The following is a 26972-nucleotide window of genomic DNA, read 5'->3' as shown; positions in this document are numbered from 1 at the left end:
TTCTAATAAAACGCTTTACCTCAAGTATAGTTGAGGTTTTATGATTAACGCAAGACACTCAAGAATCACTTGAGTGATTGGCTTTTTGCATCAACACCGGAGAATGAACATGTTTAGAATGGAACACATTAATATGACGGTCACAGACCATGAGGCAAGCTTGGCGTTTTACCAGCTAGCATTTCCACAATGGTCTGTGCGCGAGCAAGGTAAAGCCCATTGGGGAAGCCGGCCCTATGATTGGATTCACTTTGGAACAGATACCAACTACATTACCTTAAACCAATTTGAAGATGGCCTCGCTATATCAAGACAAGGCGCTGGTAACGTTAATCACATTGGGTTTGAGACACAAGATATTGCAGGGTTAATTGCAAGGATGAAAGGCGCAGGGCATCAGCCTTCTTTGGCCGGCCCTGAACATCAATATAGGCAAAACATCTATTTCGCAGACCCCGATGGTTTTGAAATTGAGTTTGTGGAATACATGTCGGATGATCCTAACTTACGCAATTTGTAGCGTTTTGAGAAAAAGGTTGGGTTTAGCGCTAGTGCGCGCTAGCCCCTAGCGTTTCACCTTCGGCATCTGCACTTGTTACTGGATACCCTAGGTTCATCCAACCGAAGATACCCTCGTATAGCACCGCGGTTTTATCGTAACCTAAATCGCGCAACTGCCTTACGACGTGCTCTGTTGCTGCGCGAGGGCAGGAGCAATAACCTACAATTTGCACGTCTTTTGGGAGGTCTTTCACCTTTTCTTCTAGGTCGGTGTAGTAAGGAAAGGGGATCGCGCCGGCAATATGCGCGCGCTGCCACACAGAAGGCACACGAGTATCAATCAGAATCATTTTATTGTTCGCTTCAATAGCCTTGTACAAATCTACCGACGATACATACATACCGTCTGCAAGGGTGAAGTCGGGATCGTCGCCATCTGGATTCAACACGTACTGATCAGGTGTGGGTAAGCCCTGCAATACTGTTTCTTGTTGTTCCCACCCATTTGCGCGGCTGCGAAGAAACGCGGTGACGTTATCGATATCAGCTTCTGACAATATGTCGCTAAAAGATACCATTGGCGTACCCTGGCGACCCATTTCAATAGCGTAGCGGATGAATTCATCTTTGTTGTGCGCTAGGGCCGACTGATTGGCTAACGCGGGAGCATTCACCCCTTCTCCATCTTTACCATGGCACGCTGTGCAGTGTTGCTGATATACCGCAGCGCCCCGTTCGATATCACCTTCTACTGGGTTTTCGCTAAGCTTAACGCGCTGCGCACCAGACTCCCAGAACAACCAGTAGGTTAAGTCCCAAACTTCATCTAGCGACATTGGCCCGCCTACATCATCTAAGTATCCCGCCATTGCGGTGCCTTGGCGTCCATAGGAGATTGGCCTTAATATTGAGTGAGGTACGCCCGATTCAAACAGGCTTTTAGATCGCAATGAGGGGGCATGATCATTCTTGTACCCTTCGCGGTTTTCACCATGGCACAAAGAGCAATATTTTTGATAATTGGACGATGCGCGTTCGGCTTGTTCGGGCGTAAGCGTACGCGGTGGATTTTGAGGTTCGTACTCTTTTTTCGCAAGGGTTGTGCTTGAAAAGGTGGCGCATAAAAGAGCTGTGAGGATAATAAGAAGGCGCTTGGTCATTTGCTTGTTTCCTTGCAAGCATGAAATTAACATCCATGAGAATAAACGACATGATACACAGATTCAATGGGTTATTTAATAGCACATGCTATTACTTAACCCAGCATGAAACATTCGGTTTATGTAGGTAAGGTGCCCCGTTTATTGCGGCTGAATGGGCACAAGTCGGCATACATTTATAAAAATAATCGCCAAAGTGGACGCAAAACCCAAAGCAAAAAGAACATCATCGCGGGTACGTGCTTTTTCTTGCTCCACAAAAACTTAGCTTGGCCTTTTAAAAAGGGCCCGCTTAAAAAGCAGTTTGCCAGCTCAATAGATTCGCGCGCATTTACCGCCTGAAGCTCTGTTAATTTGCTACCGCCTAAAAAGCTGCGTTTACGGTTCTCTTTGACCCACTGAACAGCAATTGCTTGTGCTTGCTGCTGTAGTGTTTCTGCCGGGGCAACATGTTGTATTAAACCCACCTCTAGTGCTTCTTGGGCATTGGGTCGCCAACCTTCGCTAAACAGCATGCGCTTTGCATTTTCTTCGCCCATTAGTCTGGCAAATTGGATACTCGAACAACCTTCGGGCGTAATGCCTAGGGCGGCGAAAGGGGTGGAAAAGGTGGCGGTTTCAGAGGCTATAATGCCATCACACAGCGTGGCAGAAGTCACGCTCGCGCCAATAGCTGGGCCATTCACCGCTACTAAGATAGGTTTAGGAAACGTTAAAAACAGGTCAAACAATGCTTCATTATTTTTAATAATTAGGGTGTGAAGCTTCTTCGGTGCCATGAGTTTTAGCGTGCCGCCTAAATTCACCCCTGCACAGTAATAGTTACCAGTCCCAGTAAAAATCACGACCTTGCATCCGTCATCTGCTTTCGCCTTTTCAAAGGCACTTCTAAAAGCCGCCATCATTTCGCTGGTCCAGCCGTTTAATTTTTTCGGCTTGTTCATCGTGATGGTGACTACACCTTCATCGAGATGGGTTTGTATGTATTCGCTTTCTTGTTCAGTCAGTTGCAAGTAATTCAAAGTAGCTCTCATTTTAGGTGATAGGGTTTACGTGCACGGGCACCTTACTTATGCTAAAACTGCTCTAATATTTTAGCGTCGTAATTATCTACATTTAAGGTTAAGTTGTATTTTTCGGCAAGGCGATCGAGTTCGGCCTGCGCAATGGCTAAGTCATCCATAATAATGGTGTTGTCATCGAGTTGCCATAACAGTCGCGAGCCAGCGTAGCTGTATTGAATAGCGAGCATCGCATCGACATTCCCTTGTTCTGCCGCTGCTTTTAACTTCATCATTTTACGATTTATCTTATTTAAAGACTGCTTTAAATCCCACACGTACACCACTTCCGTCATAAAGTCGTGGGTGCGATATTTATTAAGCGTAAGGCCAATGGCTATGCTGGTGATAAGTACGCCAGTGAGATTCCAATGGAAATGGCTGCCGCTCGGATCTGGAAAAAGGGCGATGAGGGTTTGTGCAATACCCAGGCTGCCAATCACTAATACCGCTATACAAGCAGCGATGACGCGATTTAAATGGCGTCGATATCTGGTTTTGTCTATGTTGATAAGTTGCATAAATCCGCATATATCGTTGGCTTTTGTAGGCGCTATTGTAACGAAAGCAACGAAAGATCAAACATATTCTTATGAGATTTAACCTAAGCTATACAAGGTTTGCATACGTGTGCGGTGAGGTAGGCGTAAAGTGAGTCGTTATTATGCAGCGAGTCATTGCCGCCACTCTTGGGCAGTGCCATTAAAAAAGCCCCGCAAAGCAGGGCTATTTTACCAGTGTTAAGATATCAGAATCTTAATGATACGGTTGCCTGAACACGGCGAGGGTTTTCGTAACTACGATATTCACCTAAGTCATCGCTGTTGTAGCGTGGCTGTGGGTTGTAACCGGTTTGGCGATCAAAGATATTGAATACGTCTAAACGTAGCTGAACGCTATAATCGTCGCTCACATCAAAGTTTTGAGTGTAGTTCAAATCTATTTGCCAATGGCTCGGCGTTCTTCTGCTGCCGCGTGGCTCAAGGTAGAAAGTACTTGGCCATTGATGCGCCCAAGTATGACCAGACTGCCAGTAAGCTAAATAACCAAGTGACGCATTCCACGGAAGCTGATAGGCGCCAAAGCTTTTGAGCTGCCAAGTACGATCGGCGCGCATTTTACCATCCGTAAAGCTACCCCATAGCTGTCCATACCAGCTATCTGCGATATTTGACGAACCGATGAAGGTTCCTTGGTCGTTGTTAAAACGCGTGGTTCCATCTTGGTCAAAGTTACCGTAATAGTGGCTCCAAACAACCGATGTTGTAGTGAAGAAACTCTCAGAACGATAGTCAAACTCCATACTCGCTTCGAGATATTTAGTATATGCGCCATCGAGTTGGGCAATAACGTAGGTACCTTCACCAACTAAGTTATTCACCGGCACATAAAGCTCTTTTGGCTCAGGTGAGTCTAACTGGCCTGCATTTGCTGCCGCAACAATATCCGGATACAAGTCACCAAAACTGGCTAAGCGGCTTTGATAGTCTGCAGCGTCATAGACGATACGTGCGTTGTTATTGGTATCTTCCCAGTAGTTCCAGCTGCGACGATAGCGAAGATGGTTGCGAATATTCCAATTATTACCCCATTCCATTTGATGACCAATAATAAACTCTTGCATGGTTCGAGGGTTTAGGCCATCGGCAAAAAGTTTACCGGTAGATGAAATATTCGTTTCAGAATCAAGGAACCCGCCGTTTTCATCAAAGTAAACAAAAGTAGTACTGCCGCCTGTATTACGATCCCAAGAAGCGGCACGTGCAAGCGAGCTCACCGCAGGGTTGTATCGTGCAAAGCTAACGAAGGCTGAAGCGGTATAGCTGTAGTTCCATGTTGCCGTCATACGAGGTTGGAAGGTCTCGCTGAAGTCTACTTTTTTCATAACATAAGGGTTGCCGCGCGCTTCTTCATAGCCTGAGCTGGTATTAGCTGGACGCAAGCCCTGACCAATCAACTCGTCTTGGCTAAGCAAGAATCCAACATCAAATATAAAGTCGTCCCAGAAAATGGTGTCGTTTACGGCAATGGTTTTTGATTTGGTTTTAGAAACCAGTGGACCGGTTAAACCGCCTGCGTCAAAGCCGCGAGTTTGCACCGTGGCTCGATAAATAGTGCCAACGGGAACAGGATCTCCATCTGGCGCTACCAGGCCACCGTCATCAAAGTCTAAACCGCCCCAATAAGCGATTGATCCCCAACCATTTGATACTCTAAACAGCTCTTCAGCGCCTTCTTCTTCTTGGTAGCCAAAGTGAAGCTCGTGGGTCATGGTGTCGGTTTCGATAATGTGATTGAGCGACACTTCAAACGTGTTGCCTAGATATCGATTATCGTTAACGGTAGACGCACCGCCTACCGCGCCAAGTGCTTCGCCGTCAATCCCAAATGCTGAGATAAGGGGAGCAGCCCCTGCGTTGAAGGCGTCTACAAGAGCTTGTTCTTGCGCATCAGCCCCGGTGCGGGTTTCTAAAGAGGGTACAAAAAACAGTCCCTGGGATGCCAAATCATTAACATCTAGATTACCATTGACCTGACCTCTAAAGCCAAGATCGTTGACAGGGAATGATCCTGTTGATTGGGTGGTGTCTGCATAAGAAATATTGAGCGTTGTGTCATCGTTGATGATCCACGATGCGTCAAACACGATCACTTCAAAGTCGTCAATGCCGTTTTCTGCGGTAGACGCTGTATCGTTAATGCCAATGCTTTGATTGCTGCTTGTTACCTCAGACGTACGGTAGCTGGCATTAACAAGAATGTCGGCGGTAGGCGTCCATGTTACCTTACCAAAATACTCTTCACGTTCGTTGGTAATATCGGGCAATGCGCCCCGCGCATTTGTTCCACTTTCCTTTGAATCATCACGCGTGTAGTAAGAGCCATAAAAATACAATTGCTCTGGAATAATCGGGCCGCCCACACCAACAGTGATAAAGTCGATATCATCTTCTGTGCTCAAGCCATCTTTATCTTCGGCCTGCCAAGAGCCTTTTTGAAGTCGATAGGTTACATCTCCTGTAAACTCGTCGGTTCCAGATTTACTTTCGGTGTTAAGGGTAACGCCAGCATTTCTGTTAAAGCCAACGGCTCGGGCACCGCCTCGCTCAACCGATACGTGCGCCACATCGTGAGTGGACGGAGAGGAAGCTAAAATTCCAAACAGTGGAACAGAAAGGTTTGCGCCGTCAAATCTGAAACCATTGTCTTGACCACTTGCACCTGCGCTAGGCCCCCGAACACTATCAGAGGTTACCTGCACGCCCGGCATTAAACGGATCAGTGAGCTGTATTCCACAAACATGGGTAACTGCGCTAAGGTTTCGGCATTAAGGGAATTCCCCAATGCAGCATTGGTAGATGTCGTTAATGAATCGCCATACACCACAATATTTTCAACATCGCCTGCATTCAATTGCACGTTTAATGGTGTGGTTTGGTCAAGAAATACAGAAACGCTCACGGTACGCGTTTCGCCACTTGCGGTAGTAAAGGTAACCTCGTAATTACCTGGCGGTAGCAGCTGCAAACGGAAGCTACCGTTGGCTTTAGATTCTGCTGTACGGGGTTTGGGCAACACGTCTCCTTTTGCTTCGATGGTGACGCCTTCAAGTGGCAAGCCGTTGGTGCCTGAAACCTTACCTACAATTTCACCTACTTGCTGTGCAGATGTTTGCATTGCAACTCCAAGCAATGCAAACATCAACACAAACGATGCCGCCCACCTCAATGCTTTTCCAATGGAGTGTGTTTGTGTTGAGGTGTTTGAATTCAATATATTCATCGTGTGAGGACCGTTGAAAGCATAATGGCCTAATGACAATATCGGGATTTTTATTAGCATGATAATACCCTTTTTGGTTGAGTGTTTCTGAGTAGTCTTTCGTTCCAAATTGAATGCCTTTTGCTCCTAAGTACCAAACTACTGAATTTTCGGAATGAGGGGAAATAAGACTTTAGTCCAATAAAGGGAACTAAAAATGAAATTGCTTGTGTGGGCCGTCTAAATGCGACAGGTATCTATTTATCTGTCTCGCCACACCAATCAATACATCCAATGATGCCTTTATCACGCGCATTAGGTATTATGGCAAGATAGTAGCCAGGTCATAGAAAGGAAGTATTAACTGATGCAGCCTCTTAAACACGTGTATTTAGTCGGTGGTGCCGTGCGAGATATCTTATTAGAAGATATCAAGCGGGGCGTGATGTCGCCTCAGCGTGTGATAGATGTAGCATCGGTATCTACAAGCGCTAGCCACGATATGGATTATGTGGTGGTCGGTGCTACTAGCGAGCAAATGCTCGAACGGGGCTTTACGTCGGTTGGAAAAGACTTTCCGGTATTTTTGCACCCCCAAACCAAAGACGAATATGCATTGGCGCGCAAAGAGCGTAAGTCAGGGAAGGGCTATACCGGCTTTGAAGTAGATGCAGCGCAAACAGTCACCCTCGAAGAAGACTTGGCGCGTCGCGATTTAACCATCAACGCGATGGCAATGGCGCCTGACGGCACCTTGATTGACCCTTTTGATGGTCAATCCGACCTGCATGCTAAGGTTTTACGACACACCACCGACGCATTTGTTGAAGACCCCGTTCGTGTATTACGTATCGCTCGGTTTTTAGCTAGGTTTGGTGAGCAGTGGACAATTCATCCAGACACGCTCGCTATCATTAACCAAATGAAGGCTAAAGGGGAGCTCGAGCACCTCGTGCCTGAACGCGTCTGGAAGGAGACCGAAAAAGCCTTGAGTGAAGACACTCCCCAGCTCTATTTTGAAGCATTATTGGGTCTGGGCATCTTTCCTGAAATCGATGTTATGCGCGATGTAGTGCAACCGGTTGAGCATCATCCAGAAGGCGATGTGTTCACCCATACGATGCTTGTGTTAAAGCAAGCGGCCGATCTTAATTTTGACCTTGCCACCCGTTTTGCTGCCCTCACCCATGATTTTGGTAAGCCCATTGCCTATGAACAAAGGGGGCGCTTGCGTGGACATGAACTTGATGGCGTGCCGGTGATTGAAACGTTTTGTGACCGCTTACGCATTCCTAATAAGTTAAAGTCCTTGGGCATGTTGACCAGCGAGCATCATCTTAAATGCCATAATTTTTTTACTTTAACCCCTAAAACCATTCATCAAATCATGATCAAGTCGTTTGATGCGGTCAAACAACCACAGCGATTTGTGCAGTTTTTAGATGCATGCCAGTGCGATGCGCAAGGCCGTGGCGAAGATTTTGTGAACAAACCATACCCTCAAAAAGCGCTTGGGATGCATTTACTCAACGGCCTCAGTGAATTTGATACTAAACAAGTTGTTCAACAAGCCATAGCTGCAGGCAAGCAAGGGGTGGAGCTAGGAGAGGCCGTTCGTATTGCTCAAATTGCTAAAATCAAACAGCTTATGTTGGAATACCCACTTAACCAAGCGTAGAGAGCTGTGCAAATAAATGCTCATGGCCACACTCAGTGACGCTTTTAATGCATTTCAAATACACAAGTGAATCAATCCAGTTTATTATTTATCTAATCAAAATCTCTGCAAATTAAACATTAGGATAACGAAATATGACAGAATTTACGCCCATTTCGGCATTCATTGGCGGTAGCCTCATTGGTCTATCTGCATTAATGCTCATGTATTTATTGGGTAGAGTGGCAGGTTGCTCCGGTATATTAAGTAGCGCCTTGAAACCCTTTTCATTGCTTAAGGGCGATTGGTCTTGGCGAGTATTCTTTATTATCGGCTTGATCGTGGGCCCCGTGTTCGTGTCTTCACTCAGTGAATTCTCTCTTCCAACCGATTATACCTTCTCAAGTACGGTTATTTTGTTAGGTGGTCTGTTAGTCGGTATCGGAGCTGCTCTTGGGGGCGGATGTACAAGTGGTCATGGGATTTGCGGCATGGGTAGAATTTCTAAGCGCTCTATTGTTGCAACCGCTGTGTTTATGGTCGCTGCCATCATTACCGTGTTTGTCACAAATCACGTTTTGGCCTAGCAAGGAGCTATTGATATGAAAGAGTTTGTTGGATTAATTGCAGGCATTATTTTTGGTATCGGGCTAACGGTATCGCAGATGGTCAACCCACAAAAAGTGAAGAACTTTTTAGATTTAGCCGGGAGCTGGGACCCTAGCTTGATGTTTGTAATGGGCGGCGCACTGATCACATTTGGACTGGGCTACTGGCTGTTCATAAAGGGTAAAAAGAAGTCGCTACTAGATAACGACATACCGCTAGTATCTCAAGACCCTATTGATGCCAAATTGCTCATTGGCGCCAGTATATTTGGCATTGGTTGGGGTATATCGGGAGTGTGTCCAGGACCGGCTATCGCAAATGTTGGCGGCCTTAATACGACAATGCTGATGTTCATAGTGGTGATGATTGTGGGCTTACTCATTGGCGAACAGTTTAAGAAACGGATGTAAATACCGCAAATGTGAAGGCTGCTGTGTATTGAACACAGCTCCTGAATATAATATGGTCGTTAAATCGTATAAAAAACATGCACAGGTAAGCATTAACTTGCGCCGCGCATCTACTAAAAAAATAATAAGAGGTCGCAGATGTTTAAAGTTATTCATGTATGGTTTGTCACGCTAATTGCACTGTGCTTTTCTCATGCTGCATTAGCGCAACAAAGCGAAGAAAACGAAGCGGACGCACAATACGTTGCCCAACAATACGTAAGTGATGTTACAAGCCTTGTTTGTCCATTTAAAAATGATATTGATTACGAGCCTGAGCGTGTGCGCTGCGGTTTTATCACGGTGCCAGAAAACCGAGAAGCTCAAGACAGTCGCCTTATTCGCGTGGCCTTTACGCATATCGTTGCCCAAGCTCGCATTGAAGATGAAGACGCTGCGGATGAAGAAGAGCCGCTTGTCGTAAGAGAAGACCCAGTAGTCTATCTAACAGGGGGACCTGGAGCGGGGATGGAGTTTTACGTTGGGCGTTTTTTAGAGCACGACTTAACGAAAACGCGCGACGTGTACATCTTAAATCAGCGCGGAATCGGTGATTCAGAAGAGCTTTGTCGCTATTACAGCTCGACCGCGCGAGAAAACGTAGTGGTGGGAACGTTTGAAGAGCAACAACAAGAAAGCGCACAACGTATGCAGGCTTGTTTTGAGACTGCAAGTGCAAGAGGTGTCGATTTAAGAGGATACAACACGGTAGAGAATGCAAAAGATGTACGTGCGCTTCGCCTAGCACTTGGTTTTGAAAACTGGAATGTTTGGGGTATTAGCTACGGCAGTCATCTCGGACAAATGCTAGTCAATGTTGACCCAGAGGGAATTCGTGCGCTTGTGCTGGATGCCATCGTACCTAATGATCTTGTTGATTTAATGCGCCTGCATCGATGGATAGCCAGAAATCATCGGCTTATTTTTGATGAGTGTGAACGCCAAGGTGCGTCGATTTGTGATGGCTTAGAAGAGGCCTTTTATGCCGCTGGAGACGCATTGCTCGAAGAGCCTTTAGTGGTGGATGCCCTGGACAAAGAAATCTTTCCTTCTGGAGAAGTGCTGGTATCCCCCATGCTTGTTGCCTTTGCGCCGTTTGCAATGATGTATGAGCAAGACGGTTACCCGGCCCTTCCTGCAGTCATGCGAAGTCTTGTGGATATGGTTGAAGGGCGCGACGAACAGGTATTTCAAGGTTTGGTGAGTGGCGCTGATGTCTTTTCAGGGATTTCTGAAGGCATGGGTAGCGCTATTCGCTGTAACGACGGTTATATGGCCGCAGAAGCAAGCGTGGCTGCAGAAGATTTACAAGAAGACTTTGGTTTTTCACAGGGTGCATTTTCAGTAGCGAGCTCACAGTTGATGGCCGACACCTGCGTAGCAGCAGGACTTGCACCTCTTGCTCGAGATGATTATCAACTGATTGAGACCGACATCCCCACACTGATTGTAAACGGCGATTGGGATCCGATTACGCCGCCGCCCTTGGCAAAGCGTATTGCACCCGGGTTCAGAGCAGGAAAACTCATTATTGTTCCATACGCGGGCCATGGGCCAACGCGTTCAATGCCAGAGTGCGCGACACAAGTCATGACGGATTTCTTTGATGATCCAACACAAAACTTGGATGACTTAGATACTTCATGTTTAGAAGAGGGCGCCACGCCTCCGGAGTTTTTAGATTTTTTGCAAACGCACATGCCTTTGAAGTTTGCTGCGATGGCGGCGGAGGATCCTAAAAAACTTGCACTTCCTGCTTTATCGGCAGCAACCCCAGTATTCGTTTCGTTGATTGGTTTGATCATGATTTGCTGGGGTGCATTAACCCGCCGTTTCAGCTCAAGCACACTTGTTGACACGAGTGTAGGACCTGCTTCGCCGAGAGTGGCAAGCGCCGTCTCTGCTTTTTTATTATTGCTTGGAGTCGGCCTAATAGGTGGGGGTATCTCAGCGGCTGTTGAAATGGAGCCGATCAGTATTTTGGCTGGCTTTGCACCGCCTGCTGGTCTAGGTGCATTACTGGTCATGTTAGCAGGTATGATGAGCGTGTTCGCGATTTGGCTCACCCTTAAACACCATCGAGAAACCAAGATCAGACGCCGTTCGGTGATTGGCTTTATCATTATGGCCCTAACCACCATCATATTCACCATCACAATGGTGATGTGGAATATCACGCCTTGGTGATTGAGTTACAAAGTTAAATGCCCGTATGATGTTTCTAGATTGATAGAAGCATCATGTGGGGCATTTAGCGATTAAGCTTAAGCGTTATAGTTAACGAAAATGACTAATTTTTAGTGATATATTAAATTTTGAAAATAGCTGCATATGGTAAGTAACTGTTTATATTGAACATAAATTTTGGCATTAGGTGTGCTTACCAGGTTTACTAGTTAAACTACAAGATTGTTTAGCCCTTAAGTATGAGGACATACAAGAGGCGCATAGGGTTTGTTTTTAGCAACCAAAGTCATGTTAAAAACGAATCAAATATTATAAATAAATTACGTTATTGATGAGGAGCTACCGATGAATGTAAAGCTAGAAGACCGACCAATTGAACAAGTCAAAGAAGAAGTCATTGATATCCTAGTTTACAACTACAGCCATAGCGTTATTTCTAGCGAAGCGTTTGAACGTCGCCTAGACGTTGTGATCACCAGTACCTCTCATCAAGAAATGATGGCGCAAGTTGAAGATTTACAACCCTCACCCGACGATACCGTTAAGAAGCACAAAGAAGAGGCTTTTGCGGTCAATTACGCGACCGAAGGTGCGCAAGCTACCGAAACCCTCATTAATGTATTAGGTGAGTCTGACCGAAGCGGTGTTTGGACCGTGCCGCGAGAGCTCAAAATATATACTTTCTTAGGAAGCTCGGTTCTAGATTTCACCAACGCCCGTTTTAGCAGTCCTCATGTAACCATTAAAATAGTAAGCATACTAGGCGGTGACAAAGTGTATGTGCCAGAGAATATCAATATTGTTTCAAAGGCCTTTTGCATTTTAGGCAGTGTTAAAAACAGAGCCCCCTCTATTGCAAGCAATCAAGCGCCTACGATTACCATTGAAGGTGTAGTGCTGCTCTCGGAATTAAGCATTAAGATTAAAACTACGATGAAAGAGTCGTTTGTCGCTTTTGCCAACAAAATGAAAACGATGTTTGATTCTAACCAAGGTATGTAATAAAGCGAGCTCACGCTCATCGAGTAGCCCTGTATAGCATGAGTGAAGTGCCTTGTTGTTAAGACAACAAGGCTTGCACACGCTCTCTGTCGCTTAATACAAATAACAATACTAAATCGCCCGATTCAGCTCTAGCAAGGCATTGCTTAGCGCCATCTAGAGGGTCGGTGGCGAGTAAAATATTGCTTTCATTAACCCCTTTCGACAGCAGGTGTTTGTGCACAATGGCCGAAATTTCACCCAACTCTCGGCCTCGAAGGTAGGGCTCTAACTCAGCGAGCACGTATGATGCTGGCGCCATATTGTGCACAGCATTTGCCACTCCAATGATATCTTGATTGCTACGATCGCCAGCATGACTAAACATCACATGAATGTTTTTAGCGGGCATTTTAGCGGCCATATCCATTACCGCTTGCATGCTATGACTGTTGTGAGCAAAGTCTACTATGACCTTAACGCCATCTAGCTCATAAATATTGCCGCGCCCTGGATTATCTTTGGCACTGCTGGCAAATGAACGTAAGCCTGCTTTTATATATTGTTCATCTATTTGCAATGCTTTACACAAGCCAATGACGCCGAGGGCATTTTGTACATTATGTGCAGCTGTGCCGTTGAAGGTCATAGGAGCGTGTTGAATCTGCGTAATTTCATGAGCTTGCTGATGATGGTATACAAACGCGCCTCTATCGGTATACACACATGGCTGCTGATTGGCGATGGCAGCTTCTATCATCGGGTTATGCTTGTTTGGACTAAACCAGCAAATAGGCACATTAAGATGCTTTGAAATATCACACAAGCGAGGATCATCAGCGTTTAATACCAATATGCTGTTGGCGTTGGCACTTGATGGGTCTATCGCTTTCGCTACCATGGTTTTTACTTGAGCAATTTCGTCTACGGTATTAATACCATATTGACCTAAATGGTCGCTTGCCACGTTGGTAACAAGCGCAGCTTTTGCATGTGAGAGCGGTAGTCCTCGTCTAAGAAGCCCACCACGAGCCACTTCCAAAAACGCCATTTCAGTGCGATTATCTCGCAATAGCATGCGAGCGCCACCGGGGCCTGAGTAGTCACCTTCATCAATGATGGTGTCGCCAACCTTTATAAAGTCGGTTGATGTGACGCCAGCGTTAATAGATGCAGCCTTTGCTATCTCAGCGGCAAGTCGAACGCTAGTAGATTTGCCGTTGGTGCCGGTGATAAGTGCCAAGGGTATTTCTTTGTAACGAGACCATTCGATGGTGTCAGTATCTGGCAAATTATCGATTGTCCAAGTCTGTGCACTCGGCCCTGTGCCTAAACTGACGTCATCATCATCTGCAAGGCATATCACGCCTTGAGCATCTGCTTGTGCGAGTAAATTGAGCAAGGCAGGGTGTCTTTCTTCAAAGATGCTTTGTTTAAGTTCGGTCAGTCGTTGTGAGCGATTGAAGCTTGCGTCTTGAGGCGGTAAAAGCTCGTTAACACACAAATCCCAAGCCAACTCGAGCACGTCGCAAGCGCTATACAATAAATCCATGGGCGCAGAGATAGACAGGCTTAGCCCACCATCATAAAAGCGATGGTAATATTGCACTGGCGCAGGCCATTGAACGGCATCACAGGTTTCAACCAAATGCTTTTGCCAACACATCAGCACGTCTTGAGCGAGCGCATCAGAAAAAAGCACATCGGCAATTGCGCCGGGTTCATCAGATAACAAATTTGGCCCGGTTAAGCGCCTTACCTCATCTAATTGAAACGACATATTGTTCGCCCTTTAATTGCTTAATCTGACTCTTCGTCTCTGTCGACAACAATATGCACACCGCGCTCGTCATGCACAATACGTTGCCCTTCGCCTAATTCAAACTTATGCTCAATGGGTTCATATAGTTTTTCAGGGAAGTCATGTGACGGCGTCGCGTCGTTGGTTTCGCTTACGTTATTTTCATTACCATTGAAATGCACGATCTGCTTCCAGCATCGTGTAATATTGTCGCCTAAAATGATGAGCAAGTCGCCAGGTGCACAGCTTGCCAATCCGGCTTCGACTGCATCTTTTTCGCTAGGAATGACCTCAATACAGTCGCTGCTAACACCATTGGAAATGAGCGTATCTTTTATGAGCATAGGCACTTCATCGTGTCCTCGCCCGCGCCTATCATCATCTGCTTTACACACAAAACTGTCGAAGGTTTTCGCAATGATGGTTGCCGCTTCTTGAATATCCTCATTGCGTCTATCGCCGGGCATCGCCATTACAATTCGACGCTTACCTTTCACATCTAATCTAGCAGCAAGATTGGTGATTGTTTTGATCGCAGCGGGGTTGTGCGCATAATCGAGAATCACTTTAAACGGATGTTCATCAAAAATATTAAGACGCCCGGGCGCCTGATAGAAAGACGTATTGAATATCCGCAGCCCTTGTCTGATATCTTCTAATGAAGTGTCAAAGCTATACGCCATCGCCGTGGCAAACATGGCATTTTGTACGTTATGGGCTGCCTTTCCTTCAATAGTTGCGGGTATTAAATGCGTCCAGAGTAGTGGAATGTGAGCACCCTTGTCATAAATGGTGATCATGTCGCCATTAATACCTTTTTCGAGTACCACGGCCATACCACCTTTGCGGATATGTTCACGCACTAAGCCATGGCCTGGGTCCATGGTGACATAGCAAATCTGTTTAGCATTACAAAATTCAGCCATTTGCAGGCAGTGTACGTCGTCGGCGTTGAGGACGACGCAGTCTTGCGCAACTTCCACCACGACGCGTTTGATTTGCGCGAGCTGTTCGAGTGTATCAATACCGCGTTGCCCAAGATGGTCTGCTGAGATGTTTAAACACGCCCCTACGTTACAAGATGTGTAGCCTAAACCGCGTTTAACGATACCGCCGCGAGCAGTTTCCATGATCGCAAAATCTACACTTGGATCGCGCAGTACAATTTGCGCGGAAGTAGGGCCGGTCATATCCCCTTTAACTGTTAGATGACCATCAATATATACGCCGTCGGTAGAGGTCATGCCGGTGGTAAATCCGGCGCTTTTCATAATGCTGGCAAGCATTCTAGAGGTGGTTGTTTTGCCGTTTGTGCCGGTAATCCCAGCCACCGGAATACGTGCATTGCTGCCAGTAGGAAAAAGCATGTCCATGACTTTCCCAGCAACATCTCTAGGTTGCCCTTCACTCGGTGCAACGTGCATCCTAAAGCCCGGTGCAGCGTTACACTCGCATATGCCGCCACCAATTTCTTTGTATGATTTGCTGATATCGTCAGTCAGGAAATCTACTCCGCCAATATCAAGGCCAATGGCGCGAATCGCTCGCACGGCCATATCACGGTTGTCGGGGTGGACAATATCGGTGACATCTATTGCAGTGCCGCCGGTTGATAAGTTAGCGGTAGAGCGTAAATAAAACACCTCATCCTTTTCTAAAATGTGCTCTTTGGTAATGCCTGCTTCTTGCATCAGGCGGTTTGCTTGATTATCTAGCTCTAAACGCGTGAGGACTTTTTCATGTCCTACGCCTCTGCGCGGGTCTTGGTTAACTATTTCGATTAATTGCTCGATGCTGTGCATGCCATCACCTACAACATGCCCTGGGACACGTTTTGCGACGGCAACAAGTTCGTTGTTGACCACTAACATTCGGTGATCGTAGCCGGTTAAAAAGCTTTCAACGAGGACCGCGCGACTAGTGCCGTGCTTTTGTGCTTCTGCAAACGCGGTAAGCACCTCTTCATCGGTGGTTAAGTTAATGCTCACACCGCGACCATGGTTTGCATTTAGCGGCTTAAGTACCACCGGATAGCCTATACGCTTAGCCGCGCGAACCGCTTGACGGTCACTGTACACCATCATTTGTTGTGGAACGGGCAGGCCTAAGTCGTTTAGTAGATTATGCGTGTCTTCTTTGTCGCAAGAAATTTCTACGGCAATATGCTTGGTTTCGCTGGTGATGGTGGCTTGTATGCGCTGTTGGTACTTGCCATGACCAAACTGCACTAAGCTATAATTGTTTAGACGAAGCCAAGGAATTTCACGATCTTCTGCTGCCGCCACCAACGATGCTGTGCTTGGGCCAAACTCCTTACGCTGCGCCATTTTAATAAAGTCGGTAAGCTCGTGCGCAAAGTTAAATTCGGGGTCGATATCTGCATTAATAGCTTGTTGAACGTTTTCAGGCATCAAATGTGTGAGCAGTTTTAAACCTAACGAACCTGCTTCTAGTCCAACATCACGTTGATGATATTGGTAAACGACGTAATAACAGCCTTTGTCTTGTAAACTGCGGGTGCGGCCGAAGGTGACGGGTGAGCCCGCTAAGTTTTGTAACTCAAGCGCAACGTGCTCCCAGATGTGGCCAATCCAAGTGCCCTCATCTTCTCTTAAGCGTCTTAAAAAGCCGCCCTCTTCGCCATAAGAGCAACCGTGTTGTTGCAGAGAGGGAAGGGCGTTCACTAATCCTTCAATAAAATCGTGCCCAAGCTTAACTGACGGCCAATTTTCTAGCTCACCAATATCAATTTGATAGCAAATGACGGGAAAGTTTGCATATACGTTTGGACCAACATACACATTTTTACTGAGAATCTTCATTGTGGTTACCCTTCAAACAGCCTTTATTACGTAATGTCGTTAAACACACTCGTGGATAGATAAAGCTACATAAAAAAGGCAGCGAACGCTACCTTTGTATTTACTTTAGAGCTAATCATCGGTTTCGCTCATTTTGCAATTTGTTTACCTAGCTTGTATAGGCTTTTCGCTCGCCAATATCAAAGCGCCCACCGGCGGCTAAAATATGGACCTTTAGGTTAAGTAGCGTGAGGGCATCGCCAGAGCGCGCTTCTGCCATTGAAGAGTGTTCAATATCGCTTGGGTCAACAACGGTTATTGCACCGCTTCCTACAGTAGTGAACACATTGTTATGGTCGATAAAGGCTGCTGTGTCCTCATCTAGACCAATGCCAATTAAAAATGGGTTATAGCTAACCGCAGAAAGCAAACGTGCTAGGCGGTTGCGTTGATTAAAATGTTGGTCGACAACAATCGTATTAATTAAACCCATGCCCGGCGCAAGGTTTACCCCATCCTCGGTGGGCACAATGCCGGTATTACCGCCGGTAATCATATGCTGCGACACAATCGCTGCGCCTGCTGAGGTACCTGCATAGTGCACGCCTTTCGCATTGAGTTGCCTAACCGCTTTAGCAATTGGCGTACCGCCTAAAATGGTTGAAAGTCGAAGTTGATTACCGCCGGTGATAAAAATGCCGGTGCTCTTCTCGAGGGTTTTCACATACTCTGGGTTTTGTGCGTCGCTGCGCTCAACAATAGGCAGTGAATAGGTTTTTTTAACGCCTATGTCTTCAAATATTTTTTGATAGCGAGCGCCAGTGTCGTCCAACTGAGATGCGGTGGGTATTACGGTTATAACAGCGTCTTCGCCGCCACATAGTTCAACAAACTTAGCGAGAATTTCTGGGTTATCTAGTTTTTCTTCTGCACCGCCAATAGGGATAACATACCCGCGTTGTGTGCCTTGAATATCAGGAGATGGCATAGTATTTACTCAAAAGTGCCTTTAATGATTTGCTGTTGATGTTTCACATGCCAACGGCCCATTGCCATAACATGTTCTATTCTATTGTGCTGATTAAGCATAATAATATCTGCGTCTGCTCCGTTTTGAATACGTCCTTTTTGATGGAAGTTCATTAACTGTGCGACGTTTAAAGTGAAAAACGGTAAAAACTGTTCAATGGCCTCGCCATTATCGAGCAACGCGTAGAATATATCGGTCATTGACTGAGAATCCGCAAAGCTCATATGTTTTAAACTGCCATCGGCATGAAAGTCTGGTAGGCATCCGCCGCCGTCAGAACTGATGGTGAGTTTATCTTGAGGTAAGTCTTGCTGCATATATCGCAAGAGTGCATCTGCAGGCTCGTAGCCTTGTTCGCCAGTTTCAAAGGCGGTCACATCTACCCAGCAGCCTTTTTTAGCCAAGTCACAGGCTTGTTCAAACAAAAAGCGCTGCCGATTTATATGAGTAGGGTTATATGTTCTAGGCGGTATTTCAGCAGTTTGTAGCGCCTCTTCAATCATCGATAAGCCGCGCTCACCGTCACCTAAATGCAAATGTACCATGCCAGCCTTACCGGTCATGAGCCTCGCGACATGCGCTTGTGACGCAATTTTTAAAATCTCGTTGAGGGTTGGCTGACTTGAGCGATGATCGCTAATCGCAAGTTCGCCCACGCCAATAATAGGTTCAATAAAGACAATATCGCTTTTTACCGAGCCGGTAAGCGTGGTGAGCGGTAAGTGGTAACCGCCTGTGTAACAGTAAGCAGAGAAGCCTTCTTCACGCAGACCATAAACTTGCGCCACCATCGATTCGGTATTACGCGTGATATCGTCGGTGCCAAGTAAGCCTACTGCAGTGGTTACACCTGCACTTGTAAATCGACTGAGGGGAACAGGGGGGACTCTTGTTGAGAAGCCAGCTTCGCCACCGCCACCGGTTAAATGGGTATGACCATCGATAAAGCCAGGCATCAAAACCCCGCCTTGTGCGTCGATAACTTCATGCTCGAGGTTAATCTCGGGCACAGTATCGCCAATATAGGCAATTTTATCGTTTGCAATGACCAAATGCTTTATTCCCAGCGCGCGTGGTGCAAATACATTGGCGTTTTGAATAATCGTGATCAAACTCTCTATACCCTTATATGTTAACGTTGCTGGCTGAATGTGCAGTCAAGCGAACAAAAAATGCGGCATGATTGACCTGCCGCATTTGCATGCTCAATGATGGATGCTAACTAGCGAAATCTTGCTGCGCTAATAATAGACCAAAGGTGAGCAATTGCCCCAACGGGCCACAAAAATATCAAGATAAGTGTTGCTGACAGTGCGTAGCAACCCGCAGCAACGACAAAAAACGCCAATGCAGCTAAAATGCGACCTTGTACTAATTGTCCTAAGCCCGGAATGAATAAACTGCATATCGCAGCGATAACATTTCCACCTGATCCTTGTCCTGGCATAAATCCTCGCAATGAATAGTTGTGTTTGCCCAATTGCTTTGCACTATACAGCAATGGGTGGGTAAAAAACCAGTGTTTGTAGTGCGCTCAATCAAGCATTGTCTTGATGGTTTGGGATGTTTGGGCGTATCAAAAACCAATCTGAGGCTACGGTTTTTCAGCAAAATAAAGCAAGCAGTCTGACTTTGCGATGTCTACGCGTGTTGTGATCATAAACAACACCAAGTGTTTTTTGGTCACCAGCATGCCATCGACAATAGAAAAGAAGTCATCTACTCGTTGTGTAGGCTCATCTAAATGAAAATGATGCAGGTCGTTGTCCTTTATCCATCCTAATGGCGTGTTTTGCACCACGTTACCAAAATTGAATCCTTCAATATCCTGTCGCAAGGTAATGTCTACTGCAGGATTGAGATGGTCGCCATAGTGCAAGCTACTTTCTTTACAAAGCTCTAGACGCCGAGGGTGGGTGATGAGCGCAAGTTCTTGGGCTTGCGCGAATAACATGTCGGCGCTCAAGTAAGCGCGGATACCATTAATGGCGGTAACATCGGCTTCAGTGTCTTGAGAGCCACCAGCTTCAATCGTCACAATAGGGCAGCCAAAGTCCTTTTCCATGATTGAGCCTAAGCGAATATCTGTGAAAATAAACCGATGGGTAAAGTACGACGCAATCGCTTGATGCTGCCTGCTACTATCGATGCTAACCGAGAATGATGGGCCGCTGCCAGAAGTGTTATGAATATCGACGATCCCTTCTGGCTGGCATGCCTTTATTTCTTCACAGATGGCGTTAGCGAGCATGTGTTGCAAGTCTTTTTCATCGTGATTAAAACAGCGGTTTAAGTCGCGCTTTCCGGGTAGCATTCTGTGAGTAAATACGGGCTCTGTGAGCGAAGCAACGACCGAAGCGATGATGATTTTGGTATTCACCTGAGGGACAAAGTTATCGCACAGGAGACTGTGAATAGCCTTTAAACCTGAAGGTTCGTTGCCGTGCAGTAGCGTCACAATCACTCTGCATCGGCTCTTATCTTTTCCGGGTATATGTATGACCGTTGGACCGCCTAAGTTAGACAAAAACTGCAGCGTATTAGCCCCTAAGAGCTGCGGACTTATTTCCGATACATGATTAAGCTTTATCCCACTCATCGCGTAATCAACATTATAGTTGCCATGTTGAAACCTCATCTCCTAGCTGTGAATGTTCCATGTAATCGGTAAGCATGGAACGCATCGCCTGCACGTCATCGTATTTTTTATGATAATGCTCAAGTCTTGCTAGCTGCCACTTTGAACCGGTTTGACCATTGCTAATGCGCTGCTCAATGACCGACATCAGTTTGTTAATTTCGCTGCTGTCGACGCCTATTTCAGCAAGGCCGTCTGATGCTGAGTTGAGAAGGCTCGCGGCAACATCTGATATCGCACTTTCACGCAGGCCATGTTGTTTTTGCATAGGCCATAAAATATTGGTGTTTAATCCCTCTTTGGCTGAGCGATAAAAATTATATTCAGCATATTGGAAGGGTAACTTGGCGCAAAGATCATCGGTTTGATACGACAATGATTGCGTCAGCCCAATGGCAAATGCGGCGTTGGCCATCATATCGATGGTGGTTGGACCGGCAGGTAATGCTCGATATTCAATGCGCAGATGCCCGCCGTGCTTTGGTTCAAACACCGCTCGGTTCCATGACCATATGGTTCCGTGGTGTAAATTGAGTTCAGCAAAAGGTTTGTTGTCTTCGCTTACATACGGCATAAGAGGGCTATATAAAGCCACGTTTTCAGCAAATAACTCCCACGCACCATCACGCACCCAACCATGACCGAAAGATACGCGCGCCGGCTGGCGCCACTTAGTGAGTGCCGGTATACGATTATCAATAGACTGTTTGAAGAGGGCAATACGCGTTTCATGCCAAAGCCTCTGACCTAAAAATGTAGGGGAATTCCCTGCTAAAGCAAGCACGATTGGGGTAGTGAGTTGCGCCGCATTGTATAGGTGTGCAAAACGGTCTGCTGGCGCTTTTAAATGTACTTGAAAAGAGGTGTTCGCGCCTTCCAAAGTGACCTCATTGCTGCGCATTTTGACCGAATCGATACCGTTAATATCCACTAAAAAGGGCTCACCTTTTAAAGCGCTTAGTTCATTGGTTAATGCTCTATAACGCGGTTGGTCAGTCATAAAATCACGGTGTAAGTGATTACTGTTTAGGGTAGGGAGAATGCCAATACTGGCGATTTTGCACCCCAGCGTAGATGCTTTTTCTTGTAGCGATTGCATAACCGGTGAAAGTTCATCGGTCATTTTACTAAATGGGCTACCTGCGGCATCAACCGGTGACAGATTAAATTCCAGATTAAATTGATTAAGTTCTTCGGTGAGCAGCGGATGATTCATCATCTCGATAAGCGCGGCATTTTTAGGGGCAGGCTGTAAGTCGTTGTCGATAATATAAAGCTCAAGCTCTGCGCCAATACTCGCATTCCCTGATGAAAAGTTGGGCTGACTCACAAATGACTTTAAATCATCTACTTGTTGCTCAAGCCGCTTTCTAAATTCATCGTGATCCTCAGGCGTAAAACTGTCTTTAGTTAAAAACTGTCCCATTACATCGCTCCTTATACTTCTTTACTGAGTATATTCACTGTTCAGAGTAAAGGAATTGCGTTAAATCAACAAGATGCACAGTTAAAGTGAGCTCGCAAAGCAAAGTATCGCGCATCTCTTGTATAGGTCTTATCGTCATCACACGCACCGTGATACACTAGCCAATAAGATGAACTGCATAGAAAATATTGGCAACAAACATGACCTTTAAAACGATAGAAGACTACGTCGGCAATACCCCTTTGGTAAGATTGCAACGTTTACCCGGCAACACCTCTAATATTATTCTTGGCAAACTTGAGGGAAATAACCCCGCGGGTTCGGTCAAAGATAGACCCGCCCTTAGCATGATTCAACAAGCTGAAAAAAGTGGAAAGATTAAGCCCGGTGACACGCTGATTGAGGCAACTAGTGGCAACACGGGCATTGCCTTGGCTATGGCCGCGGCTATCAAAGGGTATCGTATGATTTTGATAATGCCTGATAACGCCACCGAAGAGCGCAAAGCGTCGATGTCTGCTTATGGGGCAACGCTTATTCCTGTCACTCGTGAAGAGGGAATGGAAGGGGCACGAGATCTAGCCTTAAGAATGCAGGCCCAGGGCAAAGGTTTAGTGCTGAATCAATTTGGCAACCAAGACAACCCCTTAGGCCATTACGATGGGACCGGCCCTGAGATCTATCGCCAAACCGAAGGGAAGATCACCCACTTTGTCAGCTCTATGGGTACGACAGGCACCATTATGGGGTGTTCAAAATACTTTAAAGAGCAAAACCCCGATATCCAAATTATCGGTCTTCAACCAAAAGATGGAGCCTCTATCCCCGGCATTCGTCGATGGCCACAAGCGTACTTGCCCACGATTTTTGAACCTAAGCGTGTCGACAGAGTGATAGATATCGGCCAGCAAGAGGCAGAAGATACCATGCGCGCACTCGCTAAAGAGGAGGGCATATTTTGCGGTGTATCCTCAGGTGGCTCCATCGCAGGTGCGCTAAAAATTAGCCAAGAAGTCGAAAATGCAGTGATTGTTGCCATTATTTGCGACAGGGGAGACCGGTATTTATCGTCTGGGGTGTTTAATAAAGGTTAATTACAACGTTTCGTAGGCTATTCAATACGGAAACCATACTTATTTATTGCATCAGCGGCAGTTTGCGTCATGTTATTATTTTCAAGGCGCACGATGGTTCGCTCTGAAATATTGTGACGTAGGATTTTGGGCATATGGTAGCGATTGAAAATTTCATCGAAGCTGCCATTTTCAATCGACCGCTGCATGCCTACAGAAATCCGCTCATGCAACGCGGTGTTTTCTTTACTCACAAAAACAAAATCGGCGAGTGGGTATACGATAAGAAGATGCTTTTCACTCCTTAAACCCTCGGCGTAGTCTTGCGCTAGTTCTGTATCTATCTCTAAAATGCTTCGTGGAAAACAATCAAAGCGCTGCTTTTTGAGCATGTTAAACAAACTACTGTAAATCGGACTTTCAACCACGTTAAATGCATACGCCTTAAAGACGAGTGAATCTGGCCAATGAATGCCAAGACCAAAGGTCAAATCTTGTTCGCGAATATCTTCGATGGTGTTGATATTGATAAAATCGGGGTTATCACTAGGTATCAAGCAAATTCTCACGCCTAACAGCGCCCTACTAATAGGAACATACACCGCGCGGGCAGCTTGCTCTCTTTGTATAGAGACTCCCCCCACAAAGATATCGATGTTTTTGTTATTTGCTAGCTCTGAAAACGCTCGACCTTGCTCTACGGGGCTCGACGGCACTAAGGTAAATGGTCCGTAGTCTTCTTCGGTTAACGCAAGTGCGTTTAGCATCACCTCGCGAAGATGAGGTGTGTCATAGTCCCCGCTCCACATGACAACCTCTTTGGCACCGGCTCCAAAAATCTGAAGGCATAATAATAATGTTACAAGCAATTTCATATTGATTAGTTTACCTCTTGGTTACGCCTAAATCATATTTCGTTACCAACCTGCACTCATGTAAGACGACTAATTTACTATACACCTAATCGACTTATCGCAAACAAATTTTTGTACATTTTTATGCTATGGTTCGAGCATACATGTTATTAACATTGCCTAGAAAAGCTGCTCAAGATGCCAGACGCATTTAAACATAGATTTTCGCATGCCATTATCCAACATATGGCTGATTGTTTTGCCCAAAACGTGCCGAATTTTGATACTCATGGATTTGTGTCAAAGGCAACTCACTCTCTAGAGCAGCTTGAATTAAAGCAGCGCAGCATGCAAATTGTTGCAGCCATGCGAGCGCACCTTCCACAAGACTTTGAGCTAGTGTCTGAGATATTGTTGTTGTGTTTGTGTCCGATGCGCAATAAAAACGAAGTAAGTGACTTAGATGAACATCAGCATTTATTAAAAGGTTGGGTGATCATGCCCCTTGCTGAATATGTTGGTATATACGGGCAAGCCGATTTTAATGTATCGATGTCACTTTTACGCGAAATGACTAAACGTTTTACATCGGAGTTTGCCATCCGTTACTTTATTGAGCGCGACCGGCGTTTGGCGCTCGAAATTATGCGTACCTGGGTCATGGATGAAAGCGAGCACGTTCGTCGTTTGGTTTCAGAAGGCTCGCGGCCTCGCTTGCCGTGGGGAATGCAGTTAAAAACCTTTATAGAAGCCCCTGATGATTTGTTTACTTTACTCGAATTACTAAAAGATGACCCATCAGAATATGTGCGCCGCTCGGTGGCAAATAACCTTAATGATATTGCCAAAGACCACCCAGATAAAGTGATAAAACTGTGCACAACTTGGATGAAAGGCGCTAATCCTAATCGGGTACGCCTAATCAAGCATGCATGCAGAACCTTAATAAAAGAGGGGTGTGCCGATGCCTTGACGTTATTTGGGTTTTTTTCGCCACAGTTGAGCCGTTGCGAACTCTCTTTAAATACTTATAAGGTAAAGCGTGGCGAGAGTATTGAGCTTACCGTAACACTGCAGTCTACAGACTCAGCAAGTTCGTTGAAGTCACAAAACATCATGCTCGACTATATAGTGCATCATCAAAAAGCTAATGGGCGCTTGGCGCCTAAGGTCTTCAAGTGGAAACAATGTTCGATAAGTAATGGTAAGACCATTACTTTAAAGAAAGTGCATAGTTTTAAACCTGTGACGACCCGCAAATATTATGCCGGCGAGCACCACGTTAGCCTGCTGATAAATGGTAAGACCTTTTCTGGTTGCGTGTTTGAACTCTTAGATTAAGTGCTGTTTAAACTTCAAGGAACGAAAGGATAGTTAAGCATAAAATTAATCTACAATAATAATCTGCAATGTTTTTATAATATCGTCCGGTGAATTTGTGCTGACATTTTTGAGTCTAAATCACTTGACGGGCAAACGTTATCAAACGACTGGTACGGTTCATTTTTGCACAATAAACGCTATTGTTATTTGTATGCTTCACCCGATGAACAAAACGCAAATAATTGCCCTACTTAACCTAACTTCAATAAACCAAACTAGCCAAAAAGGCAGCTGTTACAAGGGGTAGTAGTTAGCTGTAATTCTTCTTATATTCCAATGCGCCGTATGGTGACAACAGACTAATATAAGCCTTAAAGCAGGCCTTCGATAGTAAATTTGATTCACCAGTTAGCGCACTGTCAGGTCTTTTTACAACTTCTGCTAATTCTTTTAAAATGTATTATTAAAAATAAAAAAATAATCATAAATTCAGGTGGTTACTGGATTGGCATCTAATTTGCTTTTGGTCGGATTAACACGATTAAAACATGTTACAGTCTTTGAAAACGGAGTTTTTATGAAAAAATTTACCCAACTTATCGCCAGTGCCTTACTGTTAGGCTCAGTAAGTGCAAACGCGACAGTTATCATATTTGATGGAAACAATGGTGGTGTAAACGCTAATATACCCGGTGGTACAGTAGAGACCGGTATGGGAACGTCGGTCAATTCAACGGATGTTGTTGGAGACCCTCTTACATTCAATGACTTTGTTGTCACTGCAGGTTTGGGGAATACGCCGGCTCAAGGTTCGTCTATAAACTTTGCTAACTCAAATTTTTCCGTTTCAACGCATGTCAATATGGATGGTAGAGCTGTTTATCAAGATGTAACGCCGGCGCATGGTGGACTGGGTGCTTGGGATGGACAAAACAATAATTCAGATAATCTTACGCCTAACCAATGTTCGCCCTCACAGTGTGACGAAGTACTATTCTTCGACTTTGGTGTTGACACGGTGCTCAATACGGTTTGGTTTAATGGTAATCACACCGAGCTAACAAGCTTTACGGATAATTCTGGAAATGATGTTGGCGATACTCTGTTTAATATTTATTTCAGTGTCGACGGTGATTCTTTTACCCGTGTTTTTAACTCTCAGCAGTCGCCAACAATGAGAGATTATTTAGACACAAACGCAACAGATGCTTACCGCTATTGGGCAGTTTCTGCGACAGGCTGGAACTATAATTCTGGTGGGTATGTAGAAGCGATTTCGTTTTCAAAGGTGTCTACCCCATCTGCCATCGTATTGATGGGTCTTATGTTTGTAGGCCTAGCGTTTAAACGCTCAAGAAAATAAACACTGCCACAGTTATTTACAAAGCAGCCCATACGGGCTGCTTTTTTGTTTATACGGGATCAGAATTTTGCAGATAAGATCATCAAGTAGCCTCGCCTCCCTTGCTGACAGGCTCAAGAACGTCAACGCTAAATTTTATTTAAAGCATCGATCATAACGATAATGCATTGTTTGGAAAGCGAGGTTAAAGGGCGCCTTTAGTTTTTATATTTAAAAGATTAAAACTAGTACATACCATCAGCCAACCTATCACTCAATATTTAAAAAAGTCAGCTTATTTAATCATTTCAATGAC

General features: G+C 45.5%; 21 protein-coding genes. 9 read left to right on the top strand and 12 right to left on the bottom strand.

Annotated elements, in window-relative coordinates; genetic code table 11:
• Window positions 1-109: 109 nt before the first annotated feature.
• Window positions 110-520, top strand: coding sequence for a VOC family protein (locus KJ365_RS10440; RefSeq protein ID WP_214451598.1), 411 nt, complete (start codon window positions 110-112; stop codon window positions 518-520).
• Window positions 521-548: 28 nt separating this feature from the next.
• Here the strand turns inward: KJ365_RS10440 and KJ365_RS10435 are convergent, their stop codons facing one another.
• From KJ365_RS10435 to KJ365_RS10420, 4 genes are all read right to left on the bottom strand, one after another.
• Complete coding sequence (locus tag KJ365_RS10435; protein WP_214451597.1) at window positions 549-1661, bottom strand: c-type cytochrome; 1113 nt, start codon at window positions 1659-1661, stop codon at window positions 549-551.
• A 176-nt stretch (window positions 1662-1837) separates the two neighbouring features.
• Window positions 1838-2683, bottom strand: a complete 846-nt coding sequence (locus KJ365_RS10430; protein ID WP_250884158.1) for an enoyl-CoA hydratase/isomerase family protein — start codon at window positions 2681-2683, stop codon at window positions 1838-1840.
• A 53-nt stretch (window positions 2684-2736) separates the two neighbouring features.
• Window positions 2737-3243 (bottom strand): DUF3087 domain-containing protein, encoded by a 507-nt coding sequence (locus KJ365_RS10425; RefSeq protein WP_214451595.1) that lies wholly within the window; start codon window positions 3241-3243, stop codon window positions 2737-2739.
• Between the two features lie 227 nt (window positions 3244-3470).
• On the bottom strand, window positions 3471-6401 hold the full coding sequence (locus KJ365_RS10420; RefSeq protein ID WP_214451594.1) for a TonB-dependent receptor: 2931 nt from the start codon (window positions 6399-6401) through the stop codon (window positions 3471-3473).
• 448 nt (window positions 6402-6849) lie between these two features.
• Between KJ365_RS10420 and KJ365_RS10415 the strand changes: the two genes are divergently transcribed.
• The 5 genes from KJ365_RS10415 (at window position 6850) to KJ365_RS10395 (ending at window position 12389) form a co-directional block, all read left to right on the top strand.
• Window positions 6850-8163: a multifunctional CCA addition/repair protein gene (locus KJ365_RS10415; RefSeq protein ID WP_214451887.1), complete on the top strand. Its 1314-nt coding sequence runs from the start codon at window positions 6850-6852 to the stop codon at window positions 8161-8163.
• A 134-nt stretch (window positions 8164-8297) separates the two neighbouring features.
• A complete protein-coding gene (locus KJ365_RS10410; RefSeq protein ID WP_214451593.1) occupies window positions 8298-8729 on the top strand; it encodes a YeeE/YedE family protein in 432 nt (143 codons plus the stop codon).
• 15 nt (window positions 8730-8744) lie between these two features.
• Window positions 8745-9161 (top strand): DUF6691 family protein, encoded by a 417-nt coding sequence (locus tag KJ365_RS10405; protein WP_214451592.1) that lies wholly within the window; start codon window positions 8745-8747, stop codon window positions 9159-9161.
• Between the two features lie 138 nt (window positions 9162-9299).
• On the top strand, window positions 9300-11387 hold the full coding sequence (locus tag KJ365_RS10400; RefSeq protein ID WP_214451591.1) for an alpha/beta fold hydrolase: 2088 nt from the start codon (window positions 9300-9302) through the stop codon (window positions 11385-11387).
• A gap of 345 nt (window positions 11388-11732) precedes the next feature.
• Entirely contained in the window at window positions 11733-12389 is a 657-nt protein-coding gene (locus KJ365_RS10395) for a LiaF domain-containing protein (protein WP_214451590.1), read from the top strand.
• 58 nt (window positions 12390-12447) lie between these two features.
• On the opposite strand, the gene KJ365_RS10390 is transcribed toward KJ365_RS10395, so the two are convergent.
• The 7 genes from KJ365_RS10390 to KJ365_RS10360 form a co-directional block, all read right to left on the bottom strand.
• Window positions 12448-14148, bottom strand: a complete 1701-nt coding sequence (locus tag KJ365_RS10390; protein WP_214451589.1) for a Mur ligase family protein — start codon at window positions 14146-14148, stop codon at window positions 12448-12450.
• Between the two features lie 20 nt (window positions 14149-14168).
• Window positions 14169-16991 (bottom strand): cyanophycin synthetase, encoded by a 2823-nt coding sequence (cphA, locus tag KJ365_RS10385; protein WP_214451588.1) that lies wholly within the window; start codon window positions 16989-16991, stop codon window positions 14169-14171.
• 148 nt (window positions 16992-17139) lie between these two features.
• A complete protein-coding gene (locus tag KJ365_RS10380; RefSeq protein WP_214451587.1) occupies window positions 17140-17958 on the bottom strand; it encodes a cyanophycinase in 819 nt (272 codons plus the stop codon).
• A 5-nt stretch (window positions 17959-17963) separates the two neighbouring features.
• Window positions 17964-19112 carry a beta-aspartyl-peptidase gene (gene iadA, locus KJ365_RS10375; protein ID WP_214451586.1) on the bottom strand — a complete coding sequence of 383 codons (1149 nt, stop codon included), beginning with the start codon at window positions 19110-19112 and terminating at the stop codon, window positions 17964-17966.
• Window positions 19113-19222: 110 nt separating this feature from the next.
• A complete protein-coding gene (locus tag KJ365_RS10370; protein WP_214451585.1) occupies window positions 19223-19447 on the bottom strand; it encodes a hypothetical protein in 225 nt (74 codons plus the stop codon).
• A gap of 147 nt (window positions 19448-19594) precedes the next feature.
• Window positions 19595-20599: a M14 family metallopeptidase gene (locus KJ365_RS10365; protein WP_214451584.1), complete on the bottom strand. Its 1005-nt coding sequence runs from the start codon at window positions 20597-20599 to the stop codon at window positions 19595-19597.
• 13 nt (window positions 20600-20612) lie between these two features.
• Window positions 20613-22064: a glutamate-cysteine ligase family protein gene (locus KJ365_RS10360; protein WP_214451583.1), complete on the bottom strand. Its 1452-nt coding sequence runs from the start codon at window positions 22062-22064 to the stop codon at window positions 20613-20615.
• Between the two features lie 200 nt (window positions 22065-22264).
• On the opposite strand from KJ365_RS10360, the gene cysM reads away from it, so the two are divergent.
• Window positions 22265-23158: a cysteine synthase CysM gene (cysM, locus tag KJ365_RS10355; protein ID WP_214451582.1), complete on the top strand. Its 894-nt coding sequence runs from the start codon at window positions 22265-22267 to the stop codon at window positions 23156-23158.
• Window positions 23159-23175: 17 nt separating this feature from the next.
• Here cysM and KJ365_RS10350 read toward each other — a convergent pair whose 3' ends face one another.
• A complete protein-coding gene (locus tag KJ365_RS10350; protein WP_214451581.1) occupies window positions 23176-24012 on the bottom strand; it encodes a transporter substrate-binding domain-containing protein in 837 nt (278 codons plus the stop codon).
• Window positions 24013-24189: 177 nt separating this feature from the next.
• Between KJ365_RS10350 and KJ365_RS10345 the strand changes: the two genes are divergently transcribed.
• Window positions 24190-25332: a DNA alkylation repair protein gene (locus KJ365_RS10345; RefSeq protein WP_214451580.1), complete on the top strand. Its 1143-nt coding sequence runs from the start codon at window positions 24190-24192 to the stop codon at window positions 25330-25332.
• A gap of 559 nt (window positions 25333-25891) precedes the next feature.
• Window positions 25892-26677: a hypothetical protein gene (locus tag KJ365_RS10340; RefSeq protein WP_214451579.1), complete on the top strand. Its 786-nt coding sequence runs from the start codon at window positions 25892-25894 to the stop codon at window positions 26675-26677.
• Window positions 26678-26972 lie beyond the last annotated feature (295 nt).

It is taken from the genome of Glaciecola sp. XM2, from assembly GCF_018595715.1.
In the GTDB taxonomy this organism is placed as follows: domain Bacteria; phylum Pseudomonadota; class Gammaproteobacteria; order Enterobacterales; family Alteromonadaceae; genus Glaciecola.
Note: the sequence above shows the minus strand (reverse complement) of the source record. Positions and strands in the feature narration are given on the sequence as shown.